28 protein-coding genes are annotated in these 25,294 nt (G+C 35.8%); 19 read left to right on the top strand and 9 right to left on the bottom strand.

The features are described 5' to 3' along the window. From rpsK to CD112_RS00780, 13 genes are all read left to right on the top strand, one after another. A complete protein-coding gene (gene rpsK / locus CD112_RS00840) occupies positions 1-390 on the top strand; it encodes a 30S ribosomal protein S11 (protein ID WP_002479548.1) in 390 nt (129 codons plus the stop codon). Between the two features lie 89 nt (positions 391-479). Further along, positions 480-1,424, top strand: a complete 945-nt coding sequence (locus CD112_RS00835) for a DNA-directed RNA polymerase subunit alpha (RefSeq protein ID WP_002479547.1) — start codon at positions 480-482, stop codon at positions 1,422-1,424. A 22-nt stretch (positions 1,425-1,446) separates the two neighbouring features. Next, positions 1,447-1,815, top strand: a complete 369-nt coding sequence (gene rplQ / locus CD112_RS00830; protein ID WP_002479546.1) for a 50S ribosomal protein L17 — start codon at positions 1,447-1,449, stop codon at positions 1,813-1,815. A gap of 357 nt (positions 1,816-2,172) precedes the next feature. Then, the gene (locus CD112_RS00825) at positions 2,173-2,982 is read left to right on the top strand and encodes an energy-coupling factor transporter ATPase (RefSeq protein ID WP_031262423.1); all 810 of its coding nucleotides are present in this window, start codon (positions 2,173-2,175) and stop codon (positions 2,980-2,982) included. After that, the gene (locus CD112_RS00820; RefSeq protein WP_070625736.1) at positions 2,979-3,839 is read left to right on the top strand and encodes an energy-coupling factor transporter ATPase; all 861 of its coding nucleotides are present in this window, start codon (positions 2,979-2,981) and stop codon (positions 3,837-3,839) included. The genes CD112_RS00825 and CD112_RS00820 overlap by 4 nt, the downstream gene beginning before the upstream one ends. Further along, positions 3,829-4,635, top strand: coding sequence for an energy-coupling factor transporter transmembrane component T family protein (locus CD112_RS00815; protein WP_002479543.1), 807 nt, complete (start codon positions 3,829-3,831; stop codon positions 4,633-4,635). Before CD112_RS00820 ends, CD112_RS00815 begins: the two co-directional genes overlap by 11 nt. A gap of 4 nt (positions 4,636-4,639) precedes the next feature. Next, on the top strand, positions 4,640-5,443 hold the full coding sequence (gene truA / locus CD112_RS00810; protein WP_002479542.1) for a tRNA pseudouridine(38-40) synthase TruA: 804 nt from the start codon (positions 4,640-4,642) through the stop codon (positions 5,441-5,443). Between the two features lie 213 nt (positions 5,444-5,656). Next, positions 5,657-6,094, top strand: a complete 438-nt coding sequence (gene rplM, locus CD112_RS00805; RefSeq protein WP_002479541.1) for a 50S ribosomal protein L13 — start codon at positions 5,657-5,659, stop codon at positions 6,092-6,094. A gap of 19 nt (positions 6,095-6,113) precedes the next feature. Next, entirely contained in the window at positions 6,114-6,506 is a 393-nt protein-coding gene (gene rpsI / locus CD112_RS00800; RefSeq protein ID WP_002479540.1) for a 30S ribosomal protein S9, read from the top strand. A gap of 205 nt (positions 6,507-6,711) precedes the next feature. Next, positions 6,712-7,554 carry a glycosyltransferase family 8 protein gene (locus CD112_RS00795; RefSeq protein WP_070625735.1) on the top strand — a complete coding sequence of 281 codons (843 nt, stop codon included), beginning with the start codon at positions 6,712-6,714 and terminating at the stop codon, positions 7,552-7,554. 32 nt (positions 7,555-7,586) lie between these two features. Next, a complete protein-coding gene (locus CD112_RS00790; RefSeq protein WP_023014969.1) occupies positions 7,587-7,829 on the top strand; it encodes a DUF7695 domain-containing protein in 243 nt (80 codons plus the stop codon). Next, positions 7,826-8,365, top strand: a complete 540-nt coding sequence (locus tag CD112_RS00785; RefSeq protein WP_070625734.1) for a histidine phosphatase family protein — start codon at positions 7,826-7,828, stop codon at positions 8,363-8,365. The genes CD112_RS00790 and CD112_RS00785 overlap by 4 nt, the downstream gene beginning before the upstream one ends. A gap of 96 nt (positions 8,366-8,461) precedes the next feature. After that, positions 8,462-9,682, top strand: a complete 1,221-nt coding sequence (locus CD112_RS00780; RefSeq protein ID WP_070625732.1) for a PAS domain-containing protein — start codon at positions 8,462-8,464, stop codon at positions 9,680-9,682. A 75-nt stretch (positions 9,683-9,757) separates the two neighbouring features. On the opposite strand, the gene CD112_RS00775 is transcribed toward CD112_RS00780, so the two are convergent. The 9 genes from CD112_RS00775 to CD112_RS00735 form a co-directional block, all read right to left on the bottom strand. Beyond that, positions 9,758-10,603 (bottom strand): CPBP family intramembrane glutamic endopeptidase, encoded by an 846-nt coding sequence (locus tag CD112_RS00775; protein ID WP_070625730.1) that lies wholly within the window; start codon positions 10,601-10,603, stop codon positions 9,758-9,760. Between the two features lie 145 nt (positions 10,604-10,748). Then, the gene (locus CD112_RS00770) at positions 10,749-11,228 is read right to left on the bottom strand and encodes a PTS sugar transporter subunit IIA (protein ID WP_002479534.1); all 480 of its coding nucleotides are present in this window, start codon (positions 11,226-11,228) and stop codon (positions 10,749-10,751) included. A gap of 182 nt (positions 11,229-11,410) precedes the next feature. Next, positions 11,411-12,814 (bottom strand): PTS galactitol transporter subunit IIC, encoded by a 1,404-nt coding sequence (locus tag CD112_RS00765; RefSeq protein WP_070625726.1) that lies wholly within the window; start codon positions 12,812-12,814, stop codon positions 11,411-11,413. A 48-nt stretch (positions 12,815-12,862) separates the two neighbouring features. Further along, on the bottom strand, positions 12,863-13,165 hold the full coding sequence (locus tag CD112_RS00760; RefSeq protein WP_070625724.1) for a PTS sugar transporter subunit IIB: 303 nt from the start codon (positions 13,163-13,165) through the stop codon (positions 12,863-12,865). A gap of 17 nt (positions 13,166-13,182) precedes the next feature. Beyond that, on the bottom strand, positions 13,183-13,659 hold the full coding sequence (locus CD112_RS00755; protein WP_070625722.1) for a PTS sugar transporter subunit IIA: 477 nt from the start codon (positions 13,657-13,659) through the stop codon (positions 13,183-13,185). A gap of 190 nt (positions 13,660-13,849) precedes the next feature. Next, positions 13,850-14,374, bottom strand: a complete 525-nt coding sequence (locus CD112_RS00750; protein ID WP_060803675.1) for a YfiT family bacillithiol transferase — start codon at positions 14,372-14,374, stop codon at positions 13,850-13,852. Positions 14,375-14,476: 102 nt separating this feature from the next. Beyond that, positions 14,477-14,692 carry a heavy-metal-associated domain-containing protein gene (locus CD112_RS00745; RefSeq protein ID WP_057509872.1) on the bottom strand — a complete coding sequence of 72 codons (216 nt, stop codon included), beginning with the start codon at positions 14,690-14,692 and terminating at the stop codon, positions 14,477-14,479. After that, complete coding sequence (locus CD112_RS00740; protein ID WP_070625720.1) at positions 14,631-16,565, bottom strand: heavy metal translocating P-type ATPase; 1,935 nt, start codon at positions 16,563-16,565, stop codon at positions 14,631-14,633. The genes CD112_RS00745 and CD112_RS00740 overlap by 62 nt, the downstream gene beginning before the upstream one ends. Positions 16,566-16,650: 85 nt before the next feature. Beyond that, the gene (locus CD112_RS00735; protein WP_023014963.1) at positions 16,651-17,292 is read right to left on the bottom strand and encodes a Crp/Fnr family transcriptional regulator; all 642 of its coding nucleotides are present in this window, start codon (positions 17,290-17,292) and stop codon (positions 16,651-16,653) included. A 216-nt stretch (positions 17,293-17,508) separates the two neighbouring features. On the opposite strand from CD112_RS00735, the gene ppdK reads away from it, so the two are divergent. The 6 genes from ppdK (at position 17,509) to CD112_RS00705 (ending at position 25,254) form a co-directional block, all read left to right on the top strand. Beyond that, the gene (gene ppdK / locus CD112_RS00730; RefSeq protein WP_057509869.1) at positions 17,509-20,151 is read left to right on the top strand and encodes a pyruvate, phosphate dikinase; all 2,643 of its coding nucleotides are present in this window, start codon (positions 17,509-17,511) and stop codon (positions 20,149-20,151) included. Then, the gene (locus CD112_RS00725; RefSeq protein ID WP_103363693.1) at positions 20,138-20,953 is read left to right on the top strand and encodes a pyruvate, water dikinase regulatory protein; all 816 of its coding nucleotides are present in this window, start codon (positions 20,138-20,140) and stop codon (positions 20,951-20,953) included. The genes ppdK and CD112_RS00725 overlap by 14 nt, the downstream gene beginning before the upstream one ends. A 173-nt stretch (positions 20,954-21,126) precedes the next feature. Then, positions 21,127-22,140, top strand: coding sequence for an NADP-dependent oxidoreductase (locus CD112_RS00720; protein ID WP_070625716.1), 1,014 nt, complete (start codon positions 21,127-21,129; stop codon positions 22,138-22,140). Positions 22,141-22,265: 125 nt separating this feature from the next. Continuing rightward, the gene (locus CD112_RS00715) at positions 22,266-23,153 is read left to right on the top strand and encodes an alpha/beta hydrolase (protein ID WP_070625714.1); all 888 of its coding nucleotides are present in this window, start codon (positions 22,266-22,268) and stop codon (positions 23,151-23,153) included. Positions 23,154-23,211: 58 nt separating this feature from the next. Beyond that, entirely contained in the window at positions 23,212-24,231 is a 1,020-nt protein-coding gene (locus CD112_RS00710; protein WP_070625712.1) for an NADP-dependent oxidoreductase, read from the top strand. Between the two features lie 12 nt (positions 24,232-24,243). Continuing rightward, positions 24,244-25,254, top strand: a complete 1,011-nt coding sequence (locus CD112_RS00705; RefSeq protein WP_070625791.1) for a zinc-binding alcohol dehydrogenase family protein — start codon at positions 24,244-24,246, stop codon at positions 25,252-25,254. Positions 25,255-25,294 lie beyond the last annotated feature (40 nt).

Raw genomic sequence — 25,294 nt, 5'->3', positions numbered from 1 at the left:
ATGGCACGTAAACAAGTATCTCGTAAACGCAGAGTGAAAAAGAATGTTGAAAACGGTGTGGCTCACATTCGTTCAACTTTCAACAATACAATCGTAACAATCACTGATGAATTTGGTAACGCATTATCATGGTCATCAGCAGGTGCGCTTGGTTTCAAAGGTTCTAAAAAATCTACACCATTCGCAGCACAAATGGCTTCAGAAACTGCTTCAAAAGCAGCTATGGAACATGGCTTAAAATCTGTAGAAGTAACAGTAAAAGGACCTGGTCCAGGCCGTGAATCAGCTATCCGTGCATTGCAATCAGCAGGTTTAGAAGTAACAGCTATTAGAGACGTTACTCCAGTACCTCATAACGGTTGCCGTCCGCCAAAACGTCGTCGCGTATAATATTATTGTCAAGAAATAGTTATTTTCCGCAGATCACTAAGATAAACTGTATCTTATAAGTCGACGTAACCAAGGAGGATATGTAAATAATGATAGAAATTGAAAAACCTAGAATTGAGACAATTGAAATTAGTGAAGATGCTAAATTCGGTAAGTTTGTTGTTGAACCACTAGAACGTGGCTATGGCACTACGCTAGGAAACTCCTTACGTCGTATCCTACTATCTTCATTACCAGGTGCAGCCGTTAAGTACATCGAAATTGAGGGAGTTCTACACGAATTCTCAGCAATTGAAAATGTGGTTGAAGACGTATCTACAATCATTATGAATATTAAGAAACTAGCTCTTAAAATTTATTCTGAAGAAGATAAAACATTAGAAATCGATGTTAAAGATGAAGGCGAAGTAACTGCAGCTGACATTACTCATGATAGTGATGTTGAAATTTTAAACCCAGAGCTTAAAATTGCTACAGTTGCTAAAGGTGGACATTTAAAAATCCGTCTTGTTGCGAATAAGGGTAGAGGTTACGCATTAGCTGAACAAAATAATACTAGTGATTTACCAATTGGTGTTATACCAGTAGACTCTTTATACTCACCAGTAGAAAGAGTTAACTATACAGTAGAAAATACTCGTGTAGGTCAAAGCAGTGACTTTGATAAATTAACATTAGATGTATGGACTGATGGATCAATCACTCCACAAGAATCAGTTTCATTAGCAGCAAAAATTATGACTGAACACTTGAACATCTTTGTTGGACTCACTGATGAAGCGAAAAACGCTGAAATCATGATTGAGAAAGAAGAAGATCAAAAAGAAAAAGTACTTGAAATGTCTATCGAAGAATTAGACTTATCAGTACGTTCTTATAACTGTCTAAAACGTGCAGGCATCAACAGCGTTCAAGAATTGGCTGACAAATCTGAAGCAGATATGATGAAAGTACGTAATTTAGGTCGTAAATCTTTAGAAGAAGTAAAATACAAACTTGAAGACTTAGGTTTAGGTCTAAGAAAAGAAGATTGATAAAGGTAAAGGAGGTTAACTCATGGGTTACAGAAAATTAGGTCGTACATCTGATCAACGTAAAGCAATGTTACGTGACTTAGCTACTTCATTAATCGTTAATGAGCGTATTGAAACAACTGAAGCTCGCGCTAAAGAATTACGCGGTGTGGTTGATAAATTAATCACTTTAGGTAAAAAAGGAGATTTAGCTTCACGTCGTCAAGCAGCTAGAATCGTTCGTGATGTTGAAATCTTAAACGAAGATGAAACTACACAAACAGCTTTACAAAAATTATTCGGTGAAATTGCTCCTCGTTACACAGAACGCCAAGGCGGATACACTCGTGTACTTAAAGTAGGTCCTCGTCGCGGAGACGGTGCTGAAGCAGCAATTATCGAATTCGTTTAATTCCAACTTTAACTTGTAACAAAGCAACGATGATAAGTAGAAGCACACGATGGTGATGACATTGTGCGCTTATCATTGTACAAGTAAACACACTGAACTTATGAATATATAAAGCAAATGAGTGCAACGATAATGTTTGCCACATACAAATATTGTCTAGCTCAGAGTACCCCATTCACAGAACTTAATATTTTTTAAAGCGTGAACTCAATTATTGAATGGGGTGCGCGCTTTTTTATTTCGAAGCCCCTTTACTCTCTTTAGGTACAGGGGCTTTTGATACATAGTCTTGGATATACACATATCGTATATTCATGTACAATAAGTAGAGTGAAAATAAACAGAAGGGACAGAGTCATATTGAACACAGAGAACATTATTGAATTTAATGACGTGTCATTTCAATACCAAGGCGACGAATGGTTCACATTAAAAAATCTATCATTTAATATCCCTAAAGGTAAATGGACCTCTATTGTCGGTCATAATGGTTCAGGTAAATCTACCATCGCAAAACTGATGATGGGTATGATGCCGTTTCAAAAAGGGGAAATTCTTGTAAACGGTCAACCAATGACAGCTGATAATTTAGCAGAGATTCGTCAACACCTAGGCATAGTCTTTCAAAATCCTGAGAACCAATTTGTGGGCTCTACAGTTCAATATGATGTCGCATTCGGTTTAGAAAATTTCGAAGTCCCTTATGAAGAAATGCATCAAGCTGTCCCGCAAGTATTAAAAGAAGTTGAAATGTATGCGCAACGCAATCATGAACCACAAGCCTTATCAGGCGGACAAAAACAACGTGTTGCGATTGCTGGTGTATTAGTTTTAAGTCCTGATGTGATTATTTTAGATGAAGCCACATCTATGTTAGATCCTGAAGGCAAACAATCGCTGATGCAGCTGGTCAGACATTTGAACACTGAAAAAAATGTAACGATTATTTCGATTACACATGATTTAACTGAAACATTAGATTCAGATTATATGATTGTGATGAATCGTGGAGAGGTGTATGAAAAAGGTACACCAGAAGCAATTTTTGAGAAAGGAGCATCATTAACAGAAATAGGTTTAGATTTACCATTTCCAATGCGCATTAATTCATTGCTTGGTAACCCGTCTGAGTTTCTGACATATGATGCACTGGTGGCACGTTTATGAGTATAAAATTTAACGACGTCACATATGTGTACCAAAAAGGCACACCTTTTGAATATGAAGCATTACATCAAATCAATACAGAGTTTGAACCAGGACATTATTATGCGATTATTGGTCAGACAGGTTCAGGCAAATCTACATTAATCCAACATTTTAATGGCTTGTTAAAGCCCTCTTACGGCACCGTAGCGCTTGATGATTTAATTCTGAAGGCAAAGACTAAGGATAAAGCGATTCGCCCTATGAGACAACGTGTAGGGCTTGTCTTTCAATTTCCAGAATCACAACTCTTTGAAGATAGTGTAGAGCGTGAGATTCTGTTCGGTCCCAAAAATTTCAATATGAACTTAGACAAGGTAAAGGACTATGCATATCGCTTACTGATGAAATTAGGTTTTGATCGCGATGTGATGAACAAATCACCCTTTCAAATGTCTGGAGGACAAATGCGTAAAATTGCGATTGTTTCAATTCTTGCGATGGATCCAGACATCATTGTGTTAGATGAACCGACAGCAGGCTTAGATCCACACAGTCGAAAGCAAGTGATGGGTTTACTAAAACAGTTGCAGCAGGAAGGAAAGACTATCGTATTGGTAACTCATGACATGAATGACGTTGCACAATATGCAGATCGTATTAAAGTCTTACAAAAAGGAACGCTTGTATATGAGGGGACACCAAGAGCATTATTCAGTGATTCCGAGCGTATTAATGATTATTCATTGGATTTACCAGACATTGTGCAACTACAAAGAGACTTTGAACACAAACATCAGACTAAACTATCTGATACAGCATTAACTGACGAAGAGTTTATTGAACTCTATAGGGAGTGGCAGCGAAATGAAAAATAAATTTATCATTGGTCGCTATTTACCTCTGGATTCGATAGTACATCGTATGGATCCTAGAGCTAAATTAGCATTTGTCTTTTTCTATATTGTCTTAGTCTTTTTCTGTCATAGCTTCCCGATGTATGGGTGGATGTTGTTAGTGTTATTGATATTTATGTATTGTGGTAAAATCAAGCTGTTTTATTTATTAAAAGGCTTAACCCCAATACTGTTCTTTTTAATTTTTACGTTTTTAATGCATTTGTTTTTAACTAAAGGCGGAACGACGTTGTTCAGCTGGAAATTTATTTCGATTGATTCAGGTGGTATCAAAGAAGGGATCTTTATATCTATGCGGTTGATGTTCATTATGATGGCTTCAACGATTATGACTTTAACAACGAATCCGATCGCATTAACAGATGCCTTTGATAAAATTTTATCGCCGCTTAAAGTTGTAAAAGTCCCTGTACAACAATTAAGCATGATGATGTCCATTGCGCTACGTTTCATCCCAACGTTAATGGAAGAGTTAGATAAAATTATTTTAGCGCAAAAATCACGAGGATCTGAAATCAGTTCAGGTTCAATGGGACAAAGAATCAAAGCATTTATTCCATTACTGATTCCACTATTTATTTCTGCCTTTCAACGTGCAGAAGATTTAGCAATTGCGATGGAAGTACGTGGATATGATGTAAAATCAAAACGTACAAGTTTCCGTAAATTAGAATGGCATTGGAAAGATACTTTGCTTATCGGTTCATTGATTCCAATTGCGGTTATATTATTTGTATTAAAATATTTAGGAGTGTAGACGTGTGCGTATTTTAGTTAATATAGCGTATCAAGGAAGCAACTTCTTAGGCTTTCAGATTCAACAGCACGGTAGAACCGTGCAACAACAATTTGAGAAGATTTTAAAACGTATGCATAAGCGTCATGTACGTATCCATCCTTCAAGCAGAACAGATAGAGGGGTGCATGCGATGGAACAATATTTCCATTTTGATACAGAACTAGATATCGCACCTAAGCAATGGCAATATGCGATGAATAGCGCACTGCCTGACGACATTTATGTCAAAGAGGTATCAATCGTCGATGACGACTTTCATTGCCGCTATGACTGCGTAGGAAAGCGATATCGTTATATGGTGTATCAAGGTGCGCATCGCGATGTTTTTATGAGCGGTTTAAAAACTTATAATGATTATGACTTAGATTTAGATAAAATGAATCAAGCAGCACAACAATTTATCGGTACGCATGATTTTACAGGATTTTGTTCACAAAAGACCGAAGTAGAAAGTAAAGAGCGTACGCTTTATCAAAGTGAAATTATTAAAACAAAAAATGGCTTTGACTATGTTGTGACTGGCTCTGGTTTTCTATATAATATGGTACGTGTGTTAGTCGCGTTTTTAATCGAAGTCGGTAAAGGTAAGCGATCACCAGACGAAGTTCCAGGCTTATTAGAAGCGAAAGATCGTAATCAAGTACCGTTCACTGCACCCGCAGAAGGATTGTATTTAGAAAAGATATATTTATCACCAGAATCACTGATACAAGATTTTGGTTCAGATATAAAAATTCATCGCAAAAAATCATTGCAAAATGACTGATTCGTATTGACAAATACACTAATAAATTATACGATTATATGCGGTATTGTTTTATATCACCCCACGATAAGCCCCGGAAACTTATTGTGTTACTAGATATAGAAGCAAAGTCGAAACGAAATCAACAATCTGAAATTATCTGAGCTTTGAATCGTAACATTGATTTTTTAAAAAGCAACTCAACACGCAGTTATTATTAGGAGGACAATTATTATGCGTCAAACATTTATGGCTAATGAATCAAACATTGAGCGCAAATGGTATGTTATTGATGCGGCTGGCCAAACACTAGGTCGTTTATCATCAGAAGTAGCAACTATTTTACGCGGAAAACATAAAGTAACTTACACACCACACGTTGATAACGGTGACTATGTAATCATCATCAACGCTGGACAAATCGAAATGACTGGTAAAAAAGAATCTGACAAAGTTTACTACCGTCACTCAAACTACCCAGGTGGTATTAAATCAATCACAGCTGGTGAATTAAAAGAGAAAAACCCAGCACGTTTACTTGAAATTTCAATTAAAGGTATGTTACCAAGCAACCGTTTAGGTGAAAAACAAGGTAAAAAATTATTTGTATATGGTGGCGCTGAACATCCACACGCTGCACAACAACCAGAAAACTACGAGTTACGTGGTTAATTAGAAGGAGGAAATTACATTGGCACAAGTTGAATATAGAGGCACAGGCCGTCGTAAACACTCAGTAGCACGTGTACGTTTAGTACCAGGCGAAGGTAACATCACTGTAAACGGTGTTGACGTACGTGAATATTTACCATTCGAATCATTAATCTTAGACTTAAACCAACCATTCGAAGTTACAGAAACTCAAGGTAACTACGACGTTTTAGTTAACGTTAACGGTGGCGGTTTCACAGGTCAAGCACAAGCTATCCGTCACGGTATCGCTCGTGCATTATTAGAAGCAGATCCTGAATACAGAAGTTCTTTAAAACGCGCTGGATTACTTACTCGTGACCCACGTATGAAAGAACGTAAAAAACCAGGTCTTAAAAAAGCACGTCGTTCACCACAATTCTCAAAACGTTAATTGTTGGACAAACGATTACTATTATTCAAACACTTCCCAAGTTTGGGGAGTGTTTTTTTATGCCTGTAAAAGTTATTTACATATCGACCTTTTAGAAATTTTTTCATTTCTGGTATACTTTCATATCATTAATTCGCTGGTGCTTTCAATTCTAATTAATTAGTTGTGTGTGATATGATTATTTTAAAAGAAGGAGGCGGTAACATTGCATGAAAAAGTAGATATTTTAGTAACGCTAAATGAAAACTATTTGAAACCATTAAAGGTTATGTTGTTATCATTACATGATACGAATCCCCATTTATCATTTAAAGTTTGGTTGGTTCATGAGAAAATACCACAAAGTAAACTAATGCAGTTAGAAGAATTATTGTCATCATTTAATATGGAATTAGAAGAAGTTAAAGTACCGCCCAATTATTTTGGCAATGCGAAAACAGTTGAACGTTATCCTCAAGAAATGTACTTTAGATTAGCGTGTGGTGAATTACTGCCTGAATCAGTGACAAAAGTACTTTATTTAGATCCAGATATTTTAGTGATTAATACAATAGACGATTTATGGAATCTGAATTTAGAAAGGAATATATTTGCGGCAGCAACACATGAAGGATTTACAAAATTTTCACAAGGCATGAATAATCTACGTTTAGGTACGAAACAAGGTCAAGTATATTTCAATTCAGGAGTTATGTTGATTGATGTAGAAAAAGCAAGACAAGAAATAAGCATGGATGATATTTTTAATTTTATAGAGAAAAATAATCAATACTTATTATTACCTGATCAAGACGTTATGAATAGTTTGTATGGTGATAAGATTAAAGAAATACCGGAAGAAATTTGGAATTATGACACAAGACAAGCAAATATGTATTATACAAAAAGTGTAGGTAAGTACGATACACATTGGGTTGCCTATCATACTGTGTTCTTACATTTTTGTGGTCGTCCAAAACCTTGGGATAACAAAAGCAACAGTAGATTTACCATGTTATATCTTCAGTATCAAAAAAGATTAGAACAACTTGAAAACTTAAATGATTAAATAAAACTCAATACTTGAAAGAAGGGGACATCATGAAAAAAATCATCAGAAGTATTGCGAAATGTAAAATGTGCGGAGATATTATTGAATCTACACATAGACATGAAATGGTCAATTGTAAATGTGGTTGTATCTTTTTGGATGGAGGAACAGATTACCAAAGAGTACTGTGGAATCCTCAAGAAGGTAAAGGTAGTAAAATGGAAGATTATATTGATTTGAGTTTAACAATTTATGAAGAAGAGGATGAGGAGGACGAGAATAAAAAAGAATGAAAATATACTTTGTCAGACATTCATTAAGAGATAATAGTGTGAAAGAAGATGTCATTGCACCCTTAACTAAAGAAGGGCTGAATAAAGCAGAAGCATTGGCATCTTTTTTTGACGATAAAAACATTGAACAAATATACGCCAGTCCTTATCGTCGTGTGATGCAAACGATATTGCCAACTTCACAAAGGTTAAAGTTACCAATTCATAAAGAAGAAGGATTGCGTGAAAGAAAAATAGGACATTGGGTAGAAGACTTTTATGAATTTGCGGAAAAGCAGTGGCGAGATTTTGACTACAAGTTGGAAAATGGTGAGTCTTTAAATGAAGTACAAAATCGTATCGTTCAAACCTATGATCAAATTATAAAGAATAGTAATGTATCTACATTATTAATATGTGGACATGGCACCGCAATGTCACTGTTATTTAATCATTTAACTAAAGGCAAGTTTCAATATGAAGATTTCCTTCAGATGAAAATGCCTGCGATCTATGAATGGGATACGCAAACACAAATATTAACACATATTCAGTGATTAATCTGATAAAATTCAGTGAATATGCTAATATCGTCACTGATATTAAACAGTTATACTAGAAGAGATGAAATATAAGAATTGCAGGTGTTTGTGATGTTTAATATTAGTTCAGTTTCAAATGAGGTTAAAGAAGAAGTTAAAGGACTCATTGATCAACATATACATCAAGAAGATATTACTGACATGTTAATAGAACTCTCTCAAAACGAATCAAGCAGTAAAATAACAGAAGCACTTAGACAGCTTTACTTTATTGAAAAATTTACGTCTATGTATGAAATAGAACGTTTTGTCTCAACATATGAAAAGGTGACAAAACAATCACTGACAGAAATCACACTTTCAAATGATAAAACGCATCCACTGAATATCTTCAAACAAGAAATTAATATATTTAAGTCATTGCTTCAAGAAACAAGCGCTTTGTTAGATCAAGTAAAGGTGAATGAAACAGAAGCGATTGAATTATTTAAATGGAAAGTTCAAACACTTTCAGGTTTAATTCCACATTTTAATCGTAAAGAAAAGATTATCTTTCCTGTCATAGAACGAAGAGGAGAGTATATCTTACCGAGAAAAATGTGGGCTGATGATGATGTGATTCGTTTTGCGTTGAATAAACTACAAAAACGTGTAGCTAAACTTGAAGAAGTAGATTGGCGACATATTCAAAATGCTTATACTGAATTAGAAAGCAGTTTAACGGACATATTACGCCAAGAAGAGATACTATTCATCCCACTAATGCAGGAAGACATCAGTGCAGTTGAGTGGCAACAAATTGCGCAAGAAAGCAGTGCTTTTGGCTATGCGATAGAAGTTCCTGAGATATGGCACGATTCTGAAATAGAATTAACTTCTATTGACGCAAAATATGATGCAAAACAAGGGCAACAGAATTTGCGCTTTGGTGGAGGTTTCTTAACGACAAAAGAAGCGGACCTTATTTTAAATAACTTGCCAGTAGAAATTACGTTTGTAGATAAAAATGGCACTTTTAAGTATTTCAATGATTTAGTTGAAGCGTCTGACATGATGTTTATCCGTACACCTATCTCTATTGGAAGAAATGTGGCTAATTGTCATCCACCAAAAAGTTTAAGCAAAGTGATGCAGATTATTCGTGATTTGAAAACAAAACAAAAAAAGTCTGAATCCATGTGGTTTAAAAAAGGTAACCAATTCATTCACGTCACATACAAAGCTTTATTTGATGAAAAAGATGAATATATTGGTATTTTAGAATATGTACAAGATATTCAACCATTCTTTGAGTTACCACAAAAGTTCAAACGAGATGCGACTAAACAATAAACGTTAATTAATAATAAAATGAACAACCCACGAGTCCAATATTGATTCGTGGGTTGTTCATTTATCACAGTCGTTTTAAAGAAACGGTAAGAATTTTGACCAATAAGTAATCAAGTATAGCGGGAAATTCATACAGATATGAATTAATATCAGTAAGTAGATATTTCGATATTTGGCCCAGAAAAAGCCAAGGAATATCCCCGCAAGCGCATGTGTGACCAATGCTTGTGCTGACAAATCCAAAAGATTTCCTTGTCCTTGGATGCCCGCATGCCATAAAGACCAAAGTACTGTGCTGATACATACAGAAGACACTATACCCAAATGTTCTAAACGTGTTTGTAGCCACACACGGTAAAACACTTCTTCTAATACAGCATTCATTAATATTGAAATGATCGCAAATATCAGTACGAAAAGATAAGGTTCATCATAAGAGATATGAGATAAGTTGTTCAAAGGACTAAAATAGAGCACTAACCAAATTACATAGACAATAGGCGCAAGAGACCAATCAATCACTGGATTAGCTTTAGAGAGTATGGACAGTTTTTCTCGCTTAATAATCCATAAAGGAATCAACAACAATAATACAAATTTATAAATATAAAAGAGCTCAAAGTAGGGTTTAGGTGTAAGAAACACAAGTACGATATATAAAATACCTAATATGAGTAAAATACGTTCTGACTTCAAAGGTTTCTGAATAAGGGGTTGAAACTTAAAGTGTAAAGGTAAAACAAATAGCAAAACAAGTGGAATTAAATAGATCAACCAAATATTCATAAAATGAGTTTTATCCTTGGTATCTGCGCTCGTTTGAATCAAACCGTTTTGTGTAGTTTGTACATATAAGGCTGAAACCAAAATTAATAATAAAGTGACAATAGGAATCAATAAACGTAATTTATTTCTCTGCATGGCGTTCTCCTTAATATTAAATTGTAAAAGCATTTAAATAATAATACCCAATTTTATTTAATTTTGGTCCTTTAAACGTAAAAAATCCTCAAACCAATTTGATTTGAGGATTAAAGCAATATACGAATGTCGTTAGTAGAAAAAATTATTTTTTAAAGTTTGCTTGAAGATACTCATAAATTGCATCTGTATCAGTCAATTTAAAGAACTTTTCTAATTCAGCTTTATCTTGTTTTTCAAAGAACACGATAAGGTCTGATAATAAATGTACTTGAGTTGCTTTTGTACCGTTTAAAATCACAAATAAGAATTCTACTGGTAAATCTTTATGAGGTGAACTCATATTTTGGAATACGATAGGGTTAGTTAATTTAACAGGTACAATTTTAGTTGTGTTTACAAATTCAGGTTCAGTATGTGGTACTGCCACATTAGGGTATGTTTCACTGATATTTGATAAGCTTAGGGCTGTTGGGTAATTTTTTTCACGATCTAAAACATGTTCTAAGAAATTGTCTTTTACATAACCTGCTTTTACTAATGCTTCTGATACTTCTGTTAGTACCGCTTCTTTACTATCCGCATTTGATACAAAAACGCTATCTTTTGAAAATAATTGAGTCATAAGTTGCTCCTTCTTCGTTAGTAAGTATTTTAATATTTATCTGGTCAATTAAAGTATAGGTAAATGAATAGATAGATGTCAATGTATTATGTGTTTTATACCACAATACATCCCACAATTTTAAAATATTTGTCATAAATAAACATCGATGTAAGACACCTACGTTTATTTTGATTATTATTTTATTTACCTTGTTCTTCGTAAATTTTATTTCGTTTTTTCATTTCAAATGCATACCAGATGAAAGCAAGTAAGTAGATTGCAAGTGCAACGATAGCGTAAACAATAAACATACCGCCACCATGTACTGCATGACCTACTAAATAACTTAAGAATTTTTCTAGTGGACCTTCCATAGTAGTGTGTGAAATTAATGTATCACTGCTTAATCCTTTAGGGAAAGCACCTGCTTTTTTAGCTGTCTCAGTTACGAATTCAGCTATTAATGTACCTGCCCATAAGAATAATGGTAATTCGATTGCGCCAATAATAATCATACGTAATAATTTACCTCGAGTAATAACAAGTAAAGCAGGGGTAACGCCCATTGCGATAATACCACCAAGTGGTAAAAGTTTATTACCTGGTAAAATCATTGCTTCTAATAACATGATAGGAGCTAATACGTTAGCTGCTGCCCAGATTTCTGCACGACCAGCAATGAATGGCCAGTCTAAACCGATGTTTAATTGGCGTCCTTTTAATTTACTGTTAGCAAAGTTTGAAATACCTTGAGATAAAGGTTCTACAGATGCGATGAACCAAGATCCGATTAAAGAGAATAACTCTAATGCAACAGCAGCAGTAAATGCTAAGGCAAAGATTTGAGTAGGTGATTGTCCTGCAAGTAAACCAACAAATACACCTAAATATAAACCAATGGCAAATTTAGAACCCCAGAAACCAATTTTGTTGTTCAATTTTGCAGCATCAAAATCATATTTATCTAACCAAGGGAAAACTTTATCAAAGATTTTATCCATGATTAACAAGAATGGGTTCATCATATAGTTCATATGAGTAGATGTCATAGGGTTTGATGATGGTACATTTAATAAGTCATTAAATGTCGGTTTCATTAAATCAGAGTTAATGATTTTCATAACGCCGATAAAGATAACTAATAGTGTTGCGACAAATAAATTTGCTCCGCAGTAAATCGCAAATAATCCTACAATAGATAAGTGCCAGATGTTAAAAATATCAACATCTAAAGTGTTAGTACGGTTAATGAATAATAAAACGATATTCACAATAACCATTACTGCTAAGAAATATAATGTGTAAGGGGAGCCCCAAGTAATAGTTGCTAATGGTGCCCAACCTACGTCAGTAATACTAAGAGATAATCCAGTACGTTCAACGAAATCTGTCATGGCTTGTGAGAATGCTGTTGTTAAGATCCCGATGATTGCACCGATACCTGTTAAAGCGATACCTAATTTCAAACCGCCTTCAAGAGATTTAGAAAGTTTTTTAGTGAAAATGAAGGTGATAATTGCAAGAATCACAGTCATTAATGGAGCAGCTCCTAAATCAATTAAAGGTTTGAATATGGTGTTGGCTAAATCAATAAGCGAGTTCATTTTATCCTCTCCTTGGTGATTGTTCTAAGTGGTTAAAATTATGAATTCTTATTTTTGAATAGATTTAATCGCATCTTCCATTGCTTGATAAACAGGTTCTGCCATAGCTGGCACACGATAAAGAATAGCACCTGCGTCAACAACCGGAATTGTAATAGGGAAGCTGAAATCAGTGTTAGCAATTTGAGCAAAGATGTCATATCCACTTAATAAGTCTTCGTTAACATCTTTAATCATTACTGCATCACAGCTAACTTGATAACCTCTTTTTGTTAATTCTTCTTCTAGTGCTGCTTTAATTTGGTGGCTTGAGTTAACACCTGCGCCACATGCTGCTAAAATTTTAATCATGATGTCTTCACTCCTAATTATTTAAAGTTTTTATCTAAGTAGTTATAGATGTCTGTTGAGTTATTAAAGTTGAAGAATTTAAGCATATCTTCTTCTTTTTGAGAATTGATAAAATCCATGATTCTAGCAAGTAACTGTGTTTGTTTAGCTTTATCGCTATTTAAGATAATGAATAAAAAAGATACTTCCAGATCATTGTGTGGTGAAATCATGTTTTTGAAATGAACAGGATGGTTCAATTTTACAGGTACGATTTTTGTAGTATTTACGTATTCTGATTCAGTATGTGGAATTGCAATATTGGCATACTTACCATTTAACAATGATAAATCCATGCCAGTAGGGTAGTTATGTTCTCTTTCGATTACATGTTCAAAGAAACTATCTTTTACATCTCCTTGTTTAACAAGAGCTTCTGATACCTCTTTGAAAATTTCTTCTTTTGAGTCTGCATCACTTACGAAAACAGTGTCCTCAAAAAATAGTTTAGTCATTTAGATGCACCTTCTTTGTTGGTTTGTGTTTCTTTATGTTTCCTTTTGTTCACTTAAAGTATAAAACCGCTTACTTGAAGCGTCAATACTTTTTAAAAGATGTAGGAAAGTTGCCATTATTAGTACATTTAAATTTAAATTTGAACAAAAAAAGACCCACAACATAGTGTTGTGAGTCCTTGAAAATTCATTAACTTTCCTCAATTTCCTTTAGTGCCAATTTAATATGTTCTAGATGATGGTTACCATGCCAAGCCATTTTAGCTACAAGATCTGCAAGTCTACCTTCACCTTCTTCAGGATGGTAGAACGTACGGTCAAATGCTTCGATAGGCAGGTCACGTAATAAGATGGCCCAACGTTTATGCATGCCGTCAATCAGTTCTAGTGAGTATTCTAAGGGTGCTTGATTGTCTGGAGCTTCAGCCCAAGCATCTTGTAGGAATGATGTGACAAATGGATGGTCTTCAGTCAATGTTTGTTTCGTACGAATAAAACCGTGCATGTGGCTATCAGCAATATGGTGAATTAAAGTTTGAACATCGAAACTGCCTTCACGATAGGTCGCATGACGTTCTTCTGCAGATGCGTTCGTTGTGAGTGTTGTGAGTATATCTGGCAATTCTTCAATCGCATCAATCCACGTGTTTAAATCTTCTACACTATAACGATCTGGTTTTTGGAACTTACCGATTGGAAATTGATTTTTCAGCATGGTTAATCACCTTTCATCAAATATTGAATGAAGTGCTAGTATATCACACGTGAATTTAAATAGATAATTGACTTATTTTACTTTAATATTCTGTATGAAAGACTAAGCTACTTGTAAGACACTATACCCTAATTGTTCTATTGTTTCGCTGATTTGTTCAGAAGAGATGATTGTGTCCTCATATTTAACTTTGACTTTACTGCTGTTGAATAAGACTTTTGCTGATTCAACACCTTCTGTTTTATTTAAAGCACCTTCAATTTTCTTGATACAAGTAGGGCATGTCAGGGTTTCTAATTGTAGTTTGAGTTGTTTCATTTAAATCTTCTCCTTTAATTTTAAATTTGATTAAACGCATAGCGTTGAATATTACAACTAAGACACTTGCTTCATGGATAAACATTCCAATCGCTAGGTTCACACCGCCGAGGAGTACACCGATGAGCAGTGCGAATACTGTCAGCATCGCAATCCAGATATTTTGTTTAATATTACGGTGTGTGGCTTTAGCTAATAAGAATGCATGAGCATATTGTTTTAAACGATCCGCCATTAATACGATATCTGCGGTTTCCATTGAAATATCTGTACCGCCATCTCCCATAGCTAAGCCGATATCTGCAGTCGCAATCGCAGGGGCATCGTTAATACCATCACCAGCCATCGCAACATGATAACCTTGATTTTGTAGTTGTTTAACGTAAGCTGTTTTATCTTCCGGTAATAAGCCTGCTTCAACCTCATCTATATCTAACTGTTCTGCTATCACACGTGCAGTATGTGCATTATCACCCGTTAACATAATGGTACGTTTCACACCATGTTGTTTCATTAGGTCAATGGCTTGTTTCGCATCTTCACGTACTTCATCTTTAATCGATAAAACAGCTGCTAGTTTTCCGTTAATTGCCGCAAAGACTAAAGTATGACCGGTTTGTTCTTCGTATAAGGCATCTTGTTCAGCTTGTGAAATATCAATATGGTGATCCTGCATCAAAGCACGGTTACCGACGATTAATTGTTGATGATCAACTTGACCTGCAATGCCTTTTCCTTTAATCGGCGTTGTTGATTCTACAACATAATCCGTCAACACATGATGTTGTTCAGCGTAACTTGTTATCGCATGGGCTAAGTGATGTTCAGAGGTTTGTTCTAAAGTACCGATTAAACCTAATAAATCATGAGGTGGATTATTATAAGTTTGTACACGTAAGAGTTCTGGTTGTCCTTTAGTCAATGTACCTGTTTTATCAAAGACCATCACATCAATATGTGCTAAGGTCTCCATAATGTCACTGCCTTTGATCAAAGCACCATGTTTTGCGCCATTACCTATACCCGCAACACTTGAAACAGGAGCACCGATAATTAATGCACCTGGGCATGCGATAACGAGGAAAGTAATTGCGAGATGCAAGTTCCAAGTGATAAGCCCAACAATAGCGGCTAATACAATGACAGCGGGTGTATACCATTTAGCGAAGCGGTCTAAGAAACGTTCGGTGTTAGATTTAGTTTCTTGAGCTTCTTCAATCAAATCAATAATCTTCGCAAACGCAGTATCTTCTCCGATTTTATCTGCAATCATTTCAACATAGCCAGATTCTAATATCGTACTGCTGTATAACGTATCTTGTTGACACTTTGTCAGTGGAACCGATTCACCTGTAATAGAAGCTTCGTTAAATGTACCTTCACCTTCAATGATGTGACCATCAACAGGTACACGGCTGCCTGCTGTTAATATAATGCGATCACCTCTTGAAACTTCTTCGATTGATACTAAAGTACGTGATCCATCTGCTTGTTTAATTAAGGCTTCTTCAGGTGATAATTCCGTTAAAGATTGAATGGAGCGACGTGTCCGTTCTAATGTCTTTTTCTCTAAATAACTTCCAAATAAGAATAGAAACGTTACAACAGCTGCCTCGATAAATTCACCAATAAAGAGTGCACCGATGACTGCGATACTAATCAGCAGTTCAATGCTGAACATTTTAAATCGTAGTGCCTGTATCGCACGTAATCCGATAGGCAACATCGCAATAGCAGTCGCAAAGATAAGCAAAGCATCTCCAATTACAGCAATATCTTTTAGAAAGATACGTATCAAGATGCCAGCTACAATGGCAATGAATGCGACTAATGTCAATGTTTGTTCATAACGATAAATCCATTTTGTAAACATCAAAAAACTCCTCCTCTCATATGAAGTGATGTCTGCTTTCACTTTTAATGATACGAGAGAAGGAGAGAAATAAAATTGACCTAGATCAATTTTTCAGTACTTTATAGGTATTGTGATTGATTTTGTCTAAAATACCTTCTTGTTCCAGTTGTTTGAAGGTACGATTTAGTGTTTCTGGCTGCATGCTTAAATAAGTCGCTAAATTCTTTTTAGTCATTGAAAGCTTTAATAAACCGTCTGTTGTCTCTAGTTGGATGTATTCCAGTAAACGCTCTTTACTGCTCATCAATGCGATTTGTGTCGTCATCGTTTCAGATTGATTCAATCGTTCTGCCAAACCTTCAATCATTTTAATTCCGATTTCAGGATAATCTGTCATTAATTGATGAATAGAGGATTGGTTAATCGTACAAACATCACTGTCCTCTAACGCTTCTGCATACGTATTAGCACTATCTGATGCATTAAATAAAGTCAACTCACCTGTAAAATCACTATGTTCTAAAATACGGATTAATTGTTCATCCCCTTCATCCGTCAGTCTATAGATGCGTACTTTGCCGGAATGAATCACAAATAAAGTATGCACATCATCTCCAGCCATAAAGAGGTAATCGCCTTTACGTACTTTTGTCGCATGAACTTTTGAAAAGACATGTTCTAATGCTTCTGTATCTAAATTTTGGAATAAGGGTACCTTACTGACACATAATTCATAACCTTTCATTATAGATGCTCCTTTAATCTTCTTATCTTTAGCTTAATTCATTTAATTAAAAGGGTAAATAACATTGCTTTTAACTAAAATGTAACGAATTAGTGAAATATTTAACAAATTAATTGAAACAATTGTATGTTTTTAATTGTAAAAGCGTTTTCAGTATGACATACTATAAACTGATTAGTATGACACATTGATAAAAATAGATGAGGTGATCTACAAATGACAAAATATATTTATGCATTTGAAGAAGGTAGTCAATCCATGAAGGATTTGCTTGGCGGTAAAGGTGCAAACTTAGCTGAAATGATGCGCTTAGGTTTACCAGTACCAGATGGCTTTACGATAACTACAGAAGCATGTATTGAATATTTGAAACAAGGCGCAACATTATCTGACGAGTTAAAAGAGGAATTACATACACAACTCAAAGCTTTCTCAGAACGTACTGGGAAATCTTTTTCATCTGACGACAACTTGTTGTTAGTTTCTGTCCGTAGTGGTGCGAAAATTTCAATGCCGGGTATGATGGACACGATTTTAAACTTAGGTTTAAATGATGAAAATGTTGAGAAGTTAGCTGAAAAAACAAATGATGCACGCTTTGCGTATGATTGTTATCGTCGCTTGCTTCAAATGTTTGGACAAGTTGTATACGGTATCAACATGACAGCATTTGATCGCTACTTCGACAAATATAAAGAAGATAATGGTTATGAAACTGATGCTGAAATTCCAGCAGAAGGTTTAAAAGTCATCAGTGCACGTTTCAAAGAAATTTATGAAGAAGAAGTTTATAAACCATTCCCGCAAGATCCATTTACACAATTGACTGAAGCAGTTGAAGCGGTATTTAAATCTTGGGATAACGACCGTGCGCGTGTATACCGTGATTTAAATGATATCCCGCACGATATCGGTACAGGTGTCAACATCCAAGAAATGGTCTTCGGTAATAGTGGAGACCGCAGTGGTACAGGTGTTGCTTTTACAAGAAACCCTGTGACAGGTGATAACCATGTCTTTGGTGAGTACTTATTAAATGCACAAGGTGAAGACGTTGTGGCAGGTATTCGTACACCAAAAGAAATTGAAACACTGGCACAACAAATGCCTGAGGTATATCAAGAGTTCGTAGATGTGACTGAGAAATTAGAAGCACATTATAAAGATATGCAAGATATCGAATTCACAATTGAAAACGGTAAACTTTATATTTTACAAACAAGAAATGGGAAACGTACAGCCAAAGCAGCAATGAAAATTGCGGTTGATTTAGTAGATGAAGGGGTTATCACTAAAGAAGAGGCGCTAACAAAGGTAGATGTAAAATCAATTGATACATTATTGCATCCGACGTTCAAACCAGAAGCGATTGAAGCGGCAGAAGCAATTTCTGATGCAGGTCTTCCCGCAAGTCCGGGTGCATCAACAGGTAAAGTAGTCTTCTCAGCAGAAGATGCGAAAGTACAAGCGGATCAAGGTGAAAAAGTAATTTTAATGCGACCTGAAACATCACCTGAAGATATTGAAGGTATGGTCGCAAGTGAAGCGATTGTGACAACGCATGGCGGTATGACATCTCATGCGGCAGTTGTTGCTCGCGGTATGGGTAAATGTTGTGTAACGGGCTGTTCAAACTTAAATATCGATACTGAAAATAAAGTTGTAACATATCATGGCCAAACGTTAAATGAAGGTGACATCATTTCAGTTGATGGTTCAACAGGTAACATTTATTTAGGCGATATTGAAAAAACAGATGCTGACCACAGTGAAGACTTTGATCGCTTCATGCAATGGACACAAGAAACTGCACGTTTAAATGTACGCATGAACGCTGAAACGCCTCAAGACATCGCATCAGGTTACCAATTTGATGCAGCAGGTATCGGCTTAGTCAGAACTGAGCATATGTTCTTCGGTGCAGAACGTTTAGTTCAAATGCGTCGTTTCATCTTAGCTTCTTCACAAGAAGAACGAATCGAAGCATTAAATGAAATCCGTAAATATCAAATTGAAGACTTCGAACAGATTTTCAGATTATCTAATGGCCGTCCGACAATTGTACGTTTACTGGATCCGCCATTACATGAATTCTTACCGAAAACAAATGATGAAATTCAATTAGTTTCACAACAATTAAATGTTGATAAAGACGTGCTGCGTAAACGTATTGTTGACTTGCATGAAACTAACCCAATGCTTGGTCACCGTGGCTGCCGTTTAGCAGTAACTTATCCAGAACTTGCTGAAATGCAGACTGAAGCGATTATCGGCAGTGTGTTAAAATTAAAAAATGAGGGTATCGAAAGTCAACCTGAAATTATGATACCGCTTGTATCTACAGTAGAAGAATTCAAAACATTAAAAGACACAATCCAAGCGACAGCTGAAAGCATGTTAGCAAAAGACAATACGTCGATCGATTACTTAATCGGAACAATGATTGAAACACCAAGAGCTTGCTTGATTGCAGGGCAACTTGCGAAAGAATCAGAGTTCTTCAGTTTCGGTACGAATGACTTAACACAATTAACATTTGGATTCTCTCGTGATGATGCAGGTAAATTTATCAGTGAATATATCAACAGAGGCTTACTTGAAGTCGACCCATTCCAAACATTGGATGTTGATGGTGTAGGTCAGTTGATTAAAACAGCAGTAGAGCAAGCTAAAGCTGCAAATCCAAACATCAAAATTGGGGTTTGTGGTGAACTCGGCGGTGATCCGAAATCAATTCATTACTTCAATAACTTAGCGATTGATTATGTCTCATGCTCACCATTCAGAGTTCCTGGCGCAATGTTGGCTGCTGCTCAAAGCCAAGCAGAAAGTGAGAGAGCAATCGGTGCAAAACAATAACGAACATTTAGCATTATATATAGTGTCAGATTCTATCGGAGAAACTGCGCAGCGTATGATTCATGCGACATTAACGCAGTTTCCTGATATAGAAGATGACGTAGAAATTAAGAAATTCCCCTTCATTAAAAATGAAGAAGAATTTCTAACGATTTTAAAATTAGCAAAGCAGCGTGATGCGATTGTCATCACAACGCTCGTGAATCCAAAATTTAATCAAATCGGTCAAGCTTATGCTGAAGAGCAAGGTATCCTTTATGTAGATTATATGACAGATTTGCTTAATTTAATTGAAAACAAAACACATAAAAAAGCCTTACGCGAAAGCGGTGCCTTACGCAAAATGGATCAGCACTATTTTGAACGTATTGAGGCAATGGAATTCTCAGTCAAATATGATGACGGCAAAGTTTTTACCGGTATTGAAGAAGCAGATGCGGTGATTCTAGGTGTGTCCCGAACATCTAAAACACCTCTTAGTATGTATCTTGCGAACAAAGGTTATAAAATCGCCAATATTCCATTAGTGCCTGAAGCACCGATTCCTGAAGAAGTCTTCAACAAGAAAATGTTAGTATTCGGCTTAACCGCAAGTCCCGATTATATTATGAATATCCGTACAGAACGCATCCGTGTACTGGGTATGAAAAGTTCAGCCAACTACAACAGTTTACATCGCATTAAAAAAGAATTAAGTTATGCGGAAGAAGTCTTTGATAAATTTAATGCCATTGTCATTAACACGGAATATAAATCTATCGAAGAATCTGCATTTTACATTGAAAAATACCTGAACAAATAACAACCATTCTATTCATCCATTAAACATAATAGAAAATTCCTTAATAACTTCTCACAAATATAAACGAAGCCGTAACTGCCTCCATTCAGTTACGGCTTTTTAAGTTGCTTATATTGAACTCTATGCATTTCACATTTAATTTAGAAGTATAAGTAAAAAAAGGAGCGGTTAAAATGGAAAATGAACAAATTGTCTTCGCACAATTTCCAGACGGATTACCAGATGAACAAACGTTTCGTTATGAACCAGCTGAAATCATAGAGCCAAAACAAGGTGAAGTGTTATTAGAAACAGCATACCTATCAATTGATCCTTATTTTCGTAATGGCATGATTAAAGGGGCTTCTTATGTGACAGCCTTCAAAATTGATCAACCAATATGGGGAAGAGGGCTCGCAAAAGTAATTCAATCAAAAGACAATACAGTCAAAGAAGGAGACATTGTCAGAGGTCTGTTTGAATGGAAACGTTATAATACAATGCCGGCAGAAGATTTAGAAGTGCTAAATGTCGATGATGATATACCAGTGCATTGGTATTTAGGTGCTTTAGGTGCAACGGGTCAAACGGCTTATCATGGTTTGTTAGAAATTGGCCAACCAAAAGCTGGTGAAACGGTTGTTGTTTCAGCAGCATCAGGTGCTGTCGGTTCAGTCGTCGGTCAAATTGCGAAAATCAAAGGTTGCTATGTAGTAGGTATTGCCGGAGGTAAAGCTAAAACACAATACCTCATAGATGAACTTGGATTTGATGACGCAGTCGACTACAAAAAAGAGGATTATGCTGAAGCATTAGCTAAAGCAGTACCAAATGGTGTCGATGTATACTATGAAAATGTCGGCGGTACAGTTGCGAATGAAGTATTTAAGCATTTAAATTCATTTGCGCGAATACCTGTGTGTGGTTCAATCTCTAACTATAATGATAAAGAAATATCATATGAACCCGCTGTTCAACCAATGTTGATTAAAAATCAAGCATTGATGCAAGGCTTTTTAGCTTCTCAATTTAAAGATGATTTTGAACGTGCTGAAAAAGACTTAGCACAATGGATCAAAGATGGAAAACTCAAAACAAAAACGTCATTAGTAAAAGGCTTCGGCAACATCCCAAGTGCATTCAGATCTCTCTTTACAGGTAAAGAAATTGGCAAACAAATCGTTCAAGTTTCTTCCGTATTAGATTAATCATTTAGGCATTCTAAAGGTGATACACCACTTTTAGAATGCCTATTTTTCATTGCAGTCCTTTAAAGAAACCTCTATACTTAAGTGAAAATATACAATCAGCAGGAAAGAACGAGGGGATAGAGATGGAGAAACAAAATCAACCTGATGCGAAAACGATTAGAATTATCGCCATAATTGCGATTGTTTTAGGCGTACTAGGTATTGTTAAGTATATATGGGCTGAATATCACCCGACGAATCCGTTAGATAAAGAAACAAAAATCAATACACCTACAATTTTTATGCATGGTTATGGCGGCAGTGTGAATTCATTACGCTTCTTTGAAACACAGGCACAAAAAGAAGGCTATACGAAAAAGCCGGTCGTCGCGACAGTAGGGGCAAATGGCCATGTCACTTTAAAAGGTAAATTTGATACGAAAGATAAACACCCGATTGTTTTAGTTAATTTGAAGGATAACGAAAATGGTGACATGAAACTGAATGCATTTTGGATTAAAAATGTACTTGAAGCGTTACAACAAGATTATCAATTTAAACAATTCAACATTGTGACACATTCTATGAGTAATATGTCGTTTGCGAAGTACATGTTAGACAATAGTAATAATCCAGACTTGCCGACTTTACATAAACAAGTCAATATCGCAGGTATCTTTAATGGCATCATCGGTATGGGAGATGAACCAGGAAAAGTAACATTAGATAAAAATGGGAAGCCTGATCAAATGACAGATGGTTATGTAGAAATATTGAAGTTGAAAAAAGATCCTGCCTATAAAAATGTAGAAATCTTAAATATTTATGGAGATATCCAAGATGGTACACACAGTGATGGTCGTGTGACAAATGCTTCTTCTAAATCTTTAAAATATATTATGATAGATCATGCGAAAAGTTATCGTGAACTTTTGATAGAAGGTAAACAAGGTCAACATAGTCAACTTCATGAGAGTGGTAAAGTTGCGAAAAACATCTTTAAGTTCTTATGGGGCAGTAAGCAAGGTTAGAAAAATCTCAATTCGGCAATACTAATAATATAATGACAAATAGATTGGAGCGGATGAAATGACACAAAATGAACAAATTGTGTTAGCACAATATCCAGAAGGATTGCCTAAAGCAGAGGACTTTCGCTTTGAAACGATTGATATTGCTTCACCTGAAGAAGGAGAAGTCACAATTGAAACAGCTTATATTTCAGCTGATCCTTATATGCGTAATCGTATGAAGCCGAATACGAATTCTTATATCGGCGGTTTTGAATTAGACCAGCCGATTGTAGGTTTAGCAGTAGGACAAGTAACAGAATCCAATCATTCTGACTTTAAAAAAGGTGACACAGTGTCTGGTATGTTGCCATGGCAAAAATACAGTACAGTGAAAGCTGATGATTTAATGCATTTGCCAGATTTAGATGTACCACCTTATTTATTCTTAGGTGTTTTAGGCATGACTGGTCAAACAGCTTATCACGGCTTGTTAGATATCGGTCAACCAAAAGCTGGTGAAACAGTCGTGGTTTCAGCGGCTTCTGGCGCAGTCGGTGCAGTGGTTGGCCAAATCGCAAAAATCAAAGGTGCCCGTGTTGTCGGTATTGCAGGCGGAGATCAGAAAACAAGCTATCTTATTGATGAACTAGGCTTTGATGAAGCGGTGGATTATAAGAAAGAAGATTATGCAGAAGCCTTAGCTCAAGCAGTACCGGACGGCGTAGATGTCTACTTTGAAAACGTTGGCGGAACTGTCGCAAATGAAGTATTTAAACACTTAAATACATTCGCACGTATACCGGTATGCGGTTCTATTTCTAAATATAATGATAAAGAAGTTTCTTACGAACCCGCAGTGCAACCGATGTTAATTAAACATCAAGCATTGATGCAAGGTTTCTTAGTGCATCAATTTAAAGATGACTTTGCGCGTGCAGGTCAAGAATTAGCACAATGGGTTAAAGAAGGTAAGATTAAAACGAAAACATCTGTAGCAGAAGGTTTTGACCAAGTCCCTAAAGCCTTCAATAATCTTTTCACAGGTGAGAATTTTGGTAAACAAGTGATAAAAATTTCTGATGTATTAGATAAATGAGGTGTATAGATGATGAAAGCAATTGGAGCAGATCGTGCCTTTCAATTATCAGAGGGCAATTTATTTTATGAATTTGATAAAGAAAAACCAACGCCAAAAGATAGAGAATTATTAATTAAAGTTAAAGCAATCAGCGCAAACCCGATTGACACTAAACAACGTCAAAGACCTATTGAACAACCGCCTAGAATTTTAGGATATGATGCAGTAGGTGTTGTTGAAGCAACAGGAGATAACTGTGAACTTTACCAAGTTGGCGATGAAGTCTTTTATTCCGGTTCATTGAAATTTGATGGTTCTAATGCCGAATATCAAACGATGGATGAGCGTTATGTGGCGACCAAACCTAGCAATGTATCTTATACAGAAGCGGCAAGTCTTCCATTAACTTCTATTACGGCGTATGAAGTTCTTTTCGATATTTTCAATATCTCTACGAACCCTGATAATAATAAAGGGAAAACCTTATTAATTATCAATGGTGCAGGCGGTGTCGGCAGTATTGCGACACAAATCGCTAAAGCATACGGACTTAAAGTCGTTACGACAGCAGGCAGAGAAGAAACTAAAGCCTGGTCAGAAAAAATGGGTGCAGATTTAGTAATCAATTATAAAGAAGATATGAAAGCACAACTTGAAGCTAACAATGTTAAAGACATTGACTTTATTTTCTGCACGTTCGATACAGATTTATATTATGAAGCAATGATTGATCTCGTAAAAGCACGCGGTACACTTGCGACGATTGTCGCATTCAATGAAAAACAAGATTTGAACTTGTTGAAAGGTAAAAGTTTAACATTTGGACATGAAAATATGTTTGCACGTTCATTGAATAATACAGATGTGATTCAATATCACCGTTATTTAACAGACGTTTCTAAAAAAGTAGAAGCGGGTGTTTATCAACCGACAGTGACGAAAGTCTTCGATGAATTAACGCCAGAAACGCTATTTGAAGCGCATCAATTACTAGAAGACCATGTGATGAAAGGTAAAATTGTGTTTGATATGGAATCATAATTAAAATATAAATGACACTAGAAGCATGCTGACAAAGCGA

This window comes from Staphylococcus simulans (assembly GCF_002902285.1).
Lineage (GTDB): Bacteria > Bacillota > Bacilli > Staphylococcales > Staphylococcaceae > Staphylococcus > Staphylococcus simulans.
The sequence above is the reverse complement of the archived record's forward strand: the minus strand, read 5'-3'. Positions and strand labels throughout refer to the sequence as shown.

What these genes read in the sequence shown, in the direction of transcription:
- rpsK (WP_002479548.1), top strand. Translation starts at nt 1, where the DNA reads ATGGCACGTAAACAAGTATCTCGTAAACGCAGAGTGAAAAAGAATGTT.
- CD112_RS00835 (WP_002479547.1), top strand. Translation starts at nt 480, where the DNA reads ATGATAGAAATTGAAAAACCTAGAATTGAGACAATTGAAATTAGTGAA.
- rplQ (WP_002479546.1), top strand. Translation starts at nt 1,447, where the DNA reads ATGGGTTACAGAAAATTAGGTCGTACATCTGATCAACGTAAAGCAATG.
- CD112_RS00820 (WP_070625736.1), top strand. Translation starts at nt 2,979, where the DNA reads ATGAGTATAAAATTTAACGACGTCACATATGTGTACCAAAAAGGCACA.
- CD112_RS00815 (WP_002479543.1), top strand. Translation starts at nt 3,829, where the DNA reads ATGAAAAATAAATTTATCATTGGTCGCTATTTACCTCTGGATTCGATA.
- rplM (WP_002479541.1), top strand. Translation starts at nt 5,657, where the DNA reads ATGCGTCAAACATTTATGGCTAATGAATCAAACATTGAGCGCAAATGG.
- CD112_RS00790 (WP_023014969.1), top strand. Translation starts at nt 7,587, where the DNA reads ATGAAAAAAATCATCAGAAGTATTGCGAAATGTAAAATGTGCGGAGAT.
- CD112_RS00785 (WP_070625734.1), top strand. Translation starts at nt 7,826, where the DNA reads ATGAAAATATACTTTGTCAGACATTCATTAAGAGATAATAGTGTGAAA.
- CD112_RS00780 (WP_070625732.1), top strand. Translation starts at nt 8,462, where the DNA reads ATGTTTAATATTAGTTCAGTTTCAAATGAGGTTAAAGAAGAAGTTAAA.
- CD112_RS00775 (WP_070625730.1), bottom strand. Translation starts at nt 10,603, where the DNA reads ATGCAGAGAAATAAATTACGTTTATTGATTCCTATTGTCACTTTATTA.
- CD112_RS00770 (WP_002479534.1), bottom strand. Translation starts at nt 11,228, where the DNA reads ATGACTCAATTATTTTCAAAAGATAGCGTTTTTGTATCAAATGCGGAT.
- CD112_RS00765 (WP_070625726.1), bottom strand. Translation starts at nt 12,814, where the DNA reads ATGAACTCGCTTATTGATTTAGCCAACACCATATTCAAACCTTTAATT.
- CD112_RS00760 (WP_070625724.1), bottom strand. Translation starts at nt 13,165, where the DNA reads ATGATTAAAATTTTAGCAGCATGTGGCGCAGGTGTTAACTCAAGCCAC.
- CD112_RS00755 (WP_070625722.1), bottom strand. Translation starts at nt 13,659, where the DNA reads ATGACTAAACTATTTTTTGAGGACACTGTTTTCGTAAGTGATGCAGAC.
- CD112_RS00750 (WP_060803675.1), bottom strand. Translation starts at nt 14,374, where the DNA reads ATGCTGAAAAATCAATTTCCAATCGGTAAGTTCCAAAAACCAGATCGT.
- CD112_RS00745 (WP_057509872.1), bottom strand. Translation starts at nt 14,692, where the DNA reads ATGAAACAACTCAAACTACAATTAGAAACCCTGACATGCCCTACTTGT.
- CD112_RS00740 (WP_070625720.1), bottom strand. Translation starts at nt 16,565, where the DNA reads ATGTTTACAAAATGGATTTATCGTTATGAACAAACATTGACATTAGTC.
- CD112_RS00735 (WP_023014963.1), bottom strand. Translation starts at nt 17,292, where the DNA reads ATGAAAGGTTATGAATTATGTGTCAGTAAGGTACCCTTATTCCAAAAT.
- ppdK (WP_057509869.1), top strand. Translation starts at nt 17,509, where the DNA reads ATGACAAAATATATTTATGCATTTGAAGAAGGTAGTCAATCCATGAAG.
- CD112_RS00720 (WP_070625716.1), top strand. Translation starts at nt 21,127, where the DNA reads ATGGAAAATGAACAAATTGTCTTCGCACAATTTCCAGACGGATTACCA.
- CD112_RS00715 (WP_070625714.1), top strand. Translation starts at nt 22,266, where the DNA reads ATGGAGAAACAAAATCAACCTGATGCGAAAACGATTAGAATTATCGCC.
- CD112_RS00710 (WP_070625712.1), top strand. Translation starts at nt 23,212, where the DNA reads ATGACACAAAATGAACAAATTGTGTTAGCACAATATCCAGAAGGATTG.
- CD112_RS00705 (WP_070625791.1), top strand. Translation starts at nt 24,244, where the DNA reads ATGAAAGCAATTGGAGCAGATCGTGCCTTTCAATTATCAGAGGGCAAT.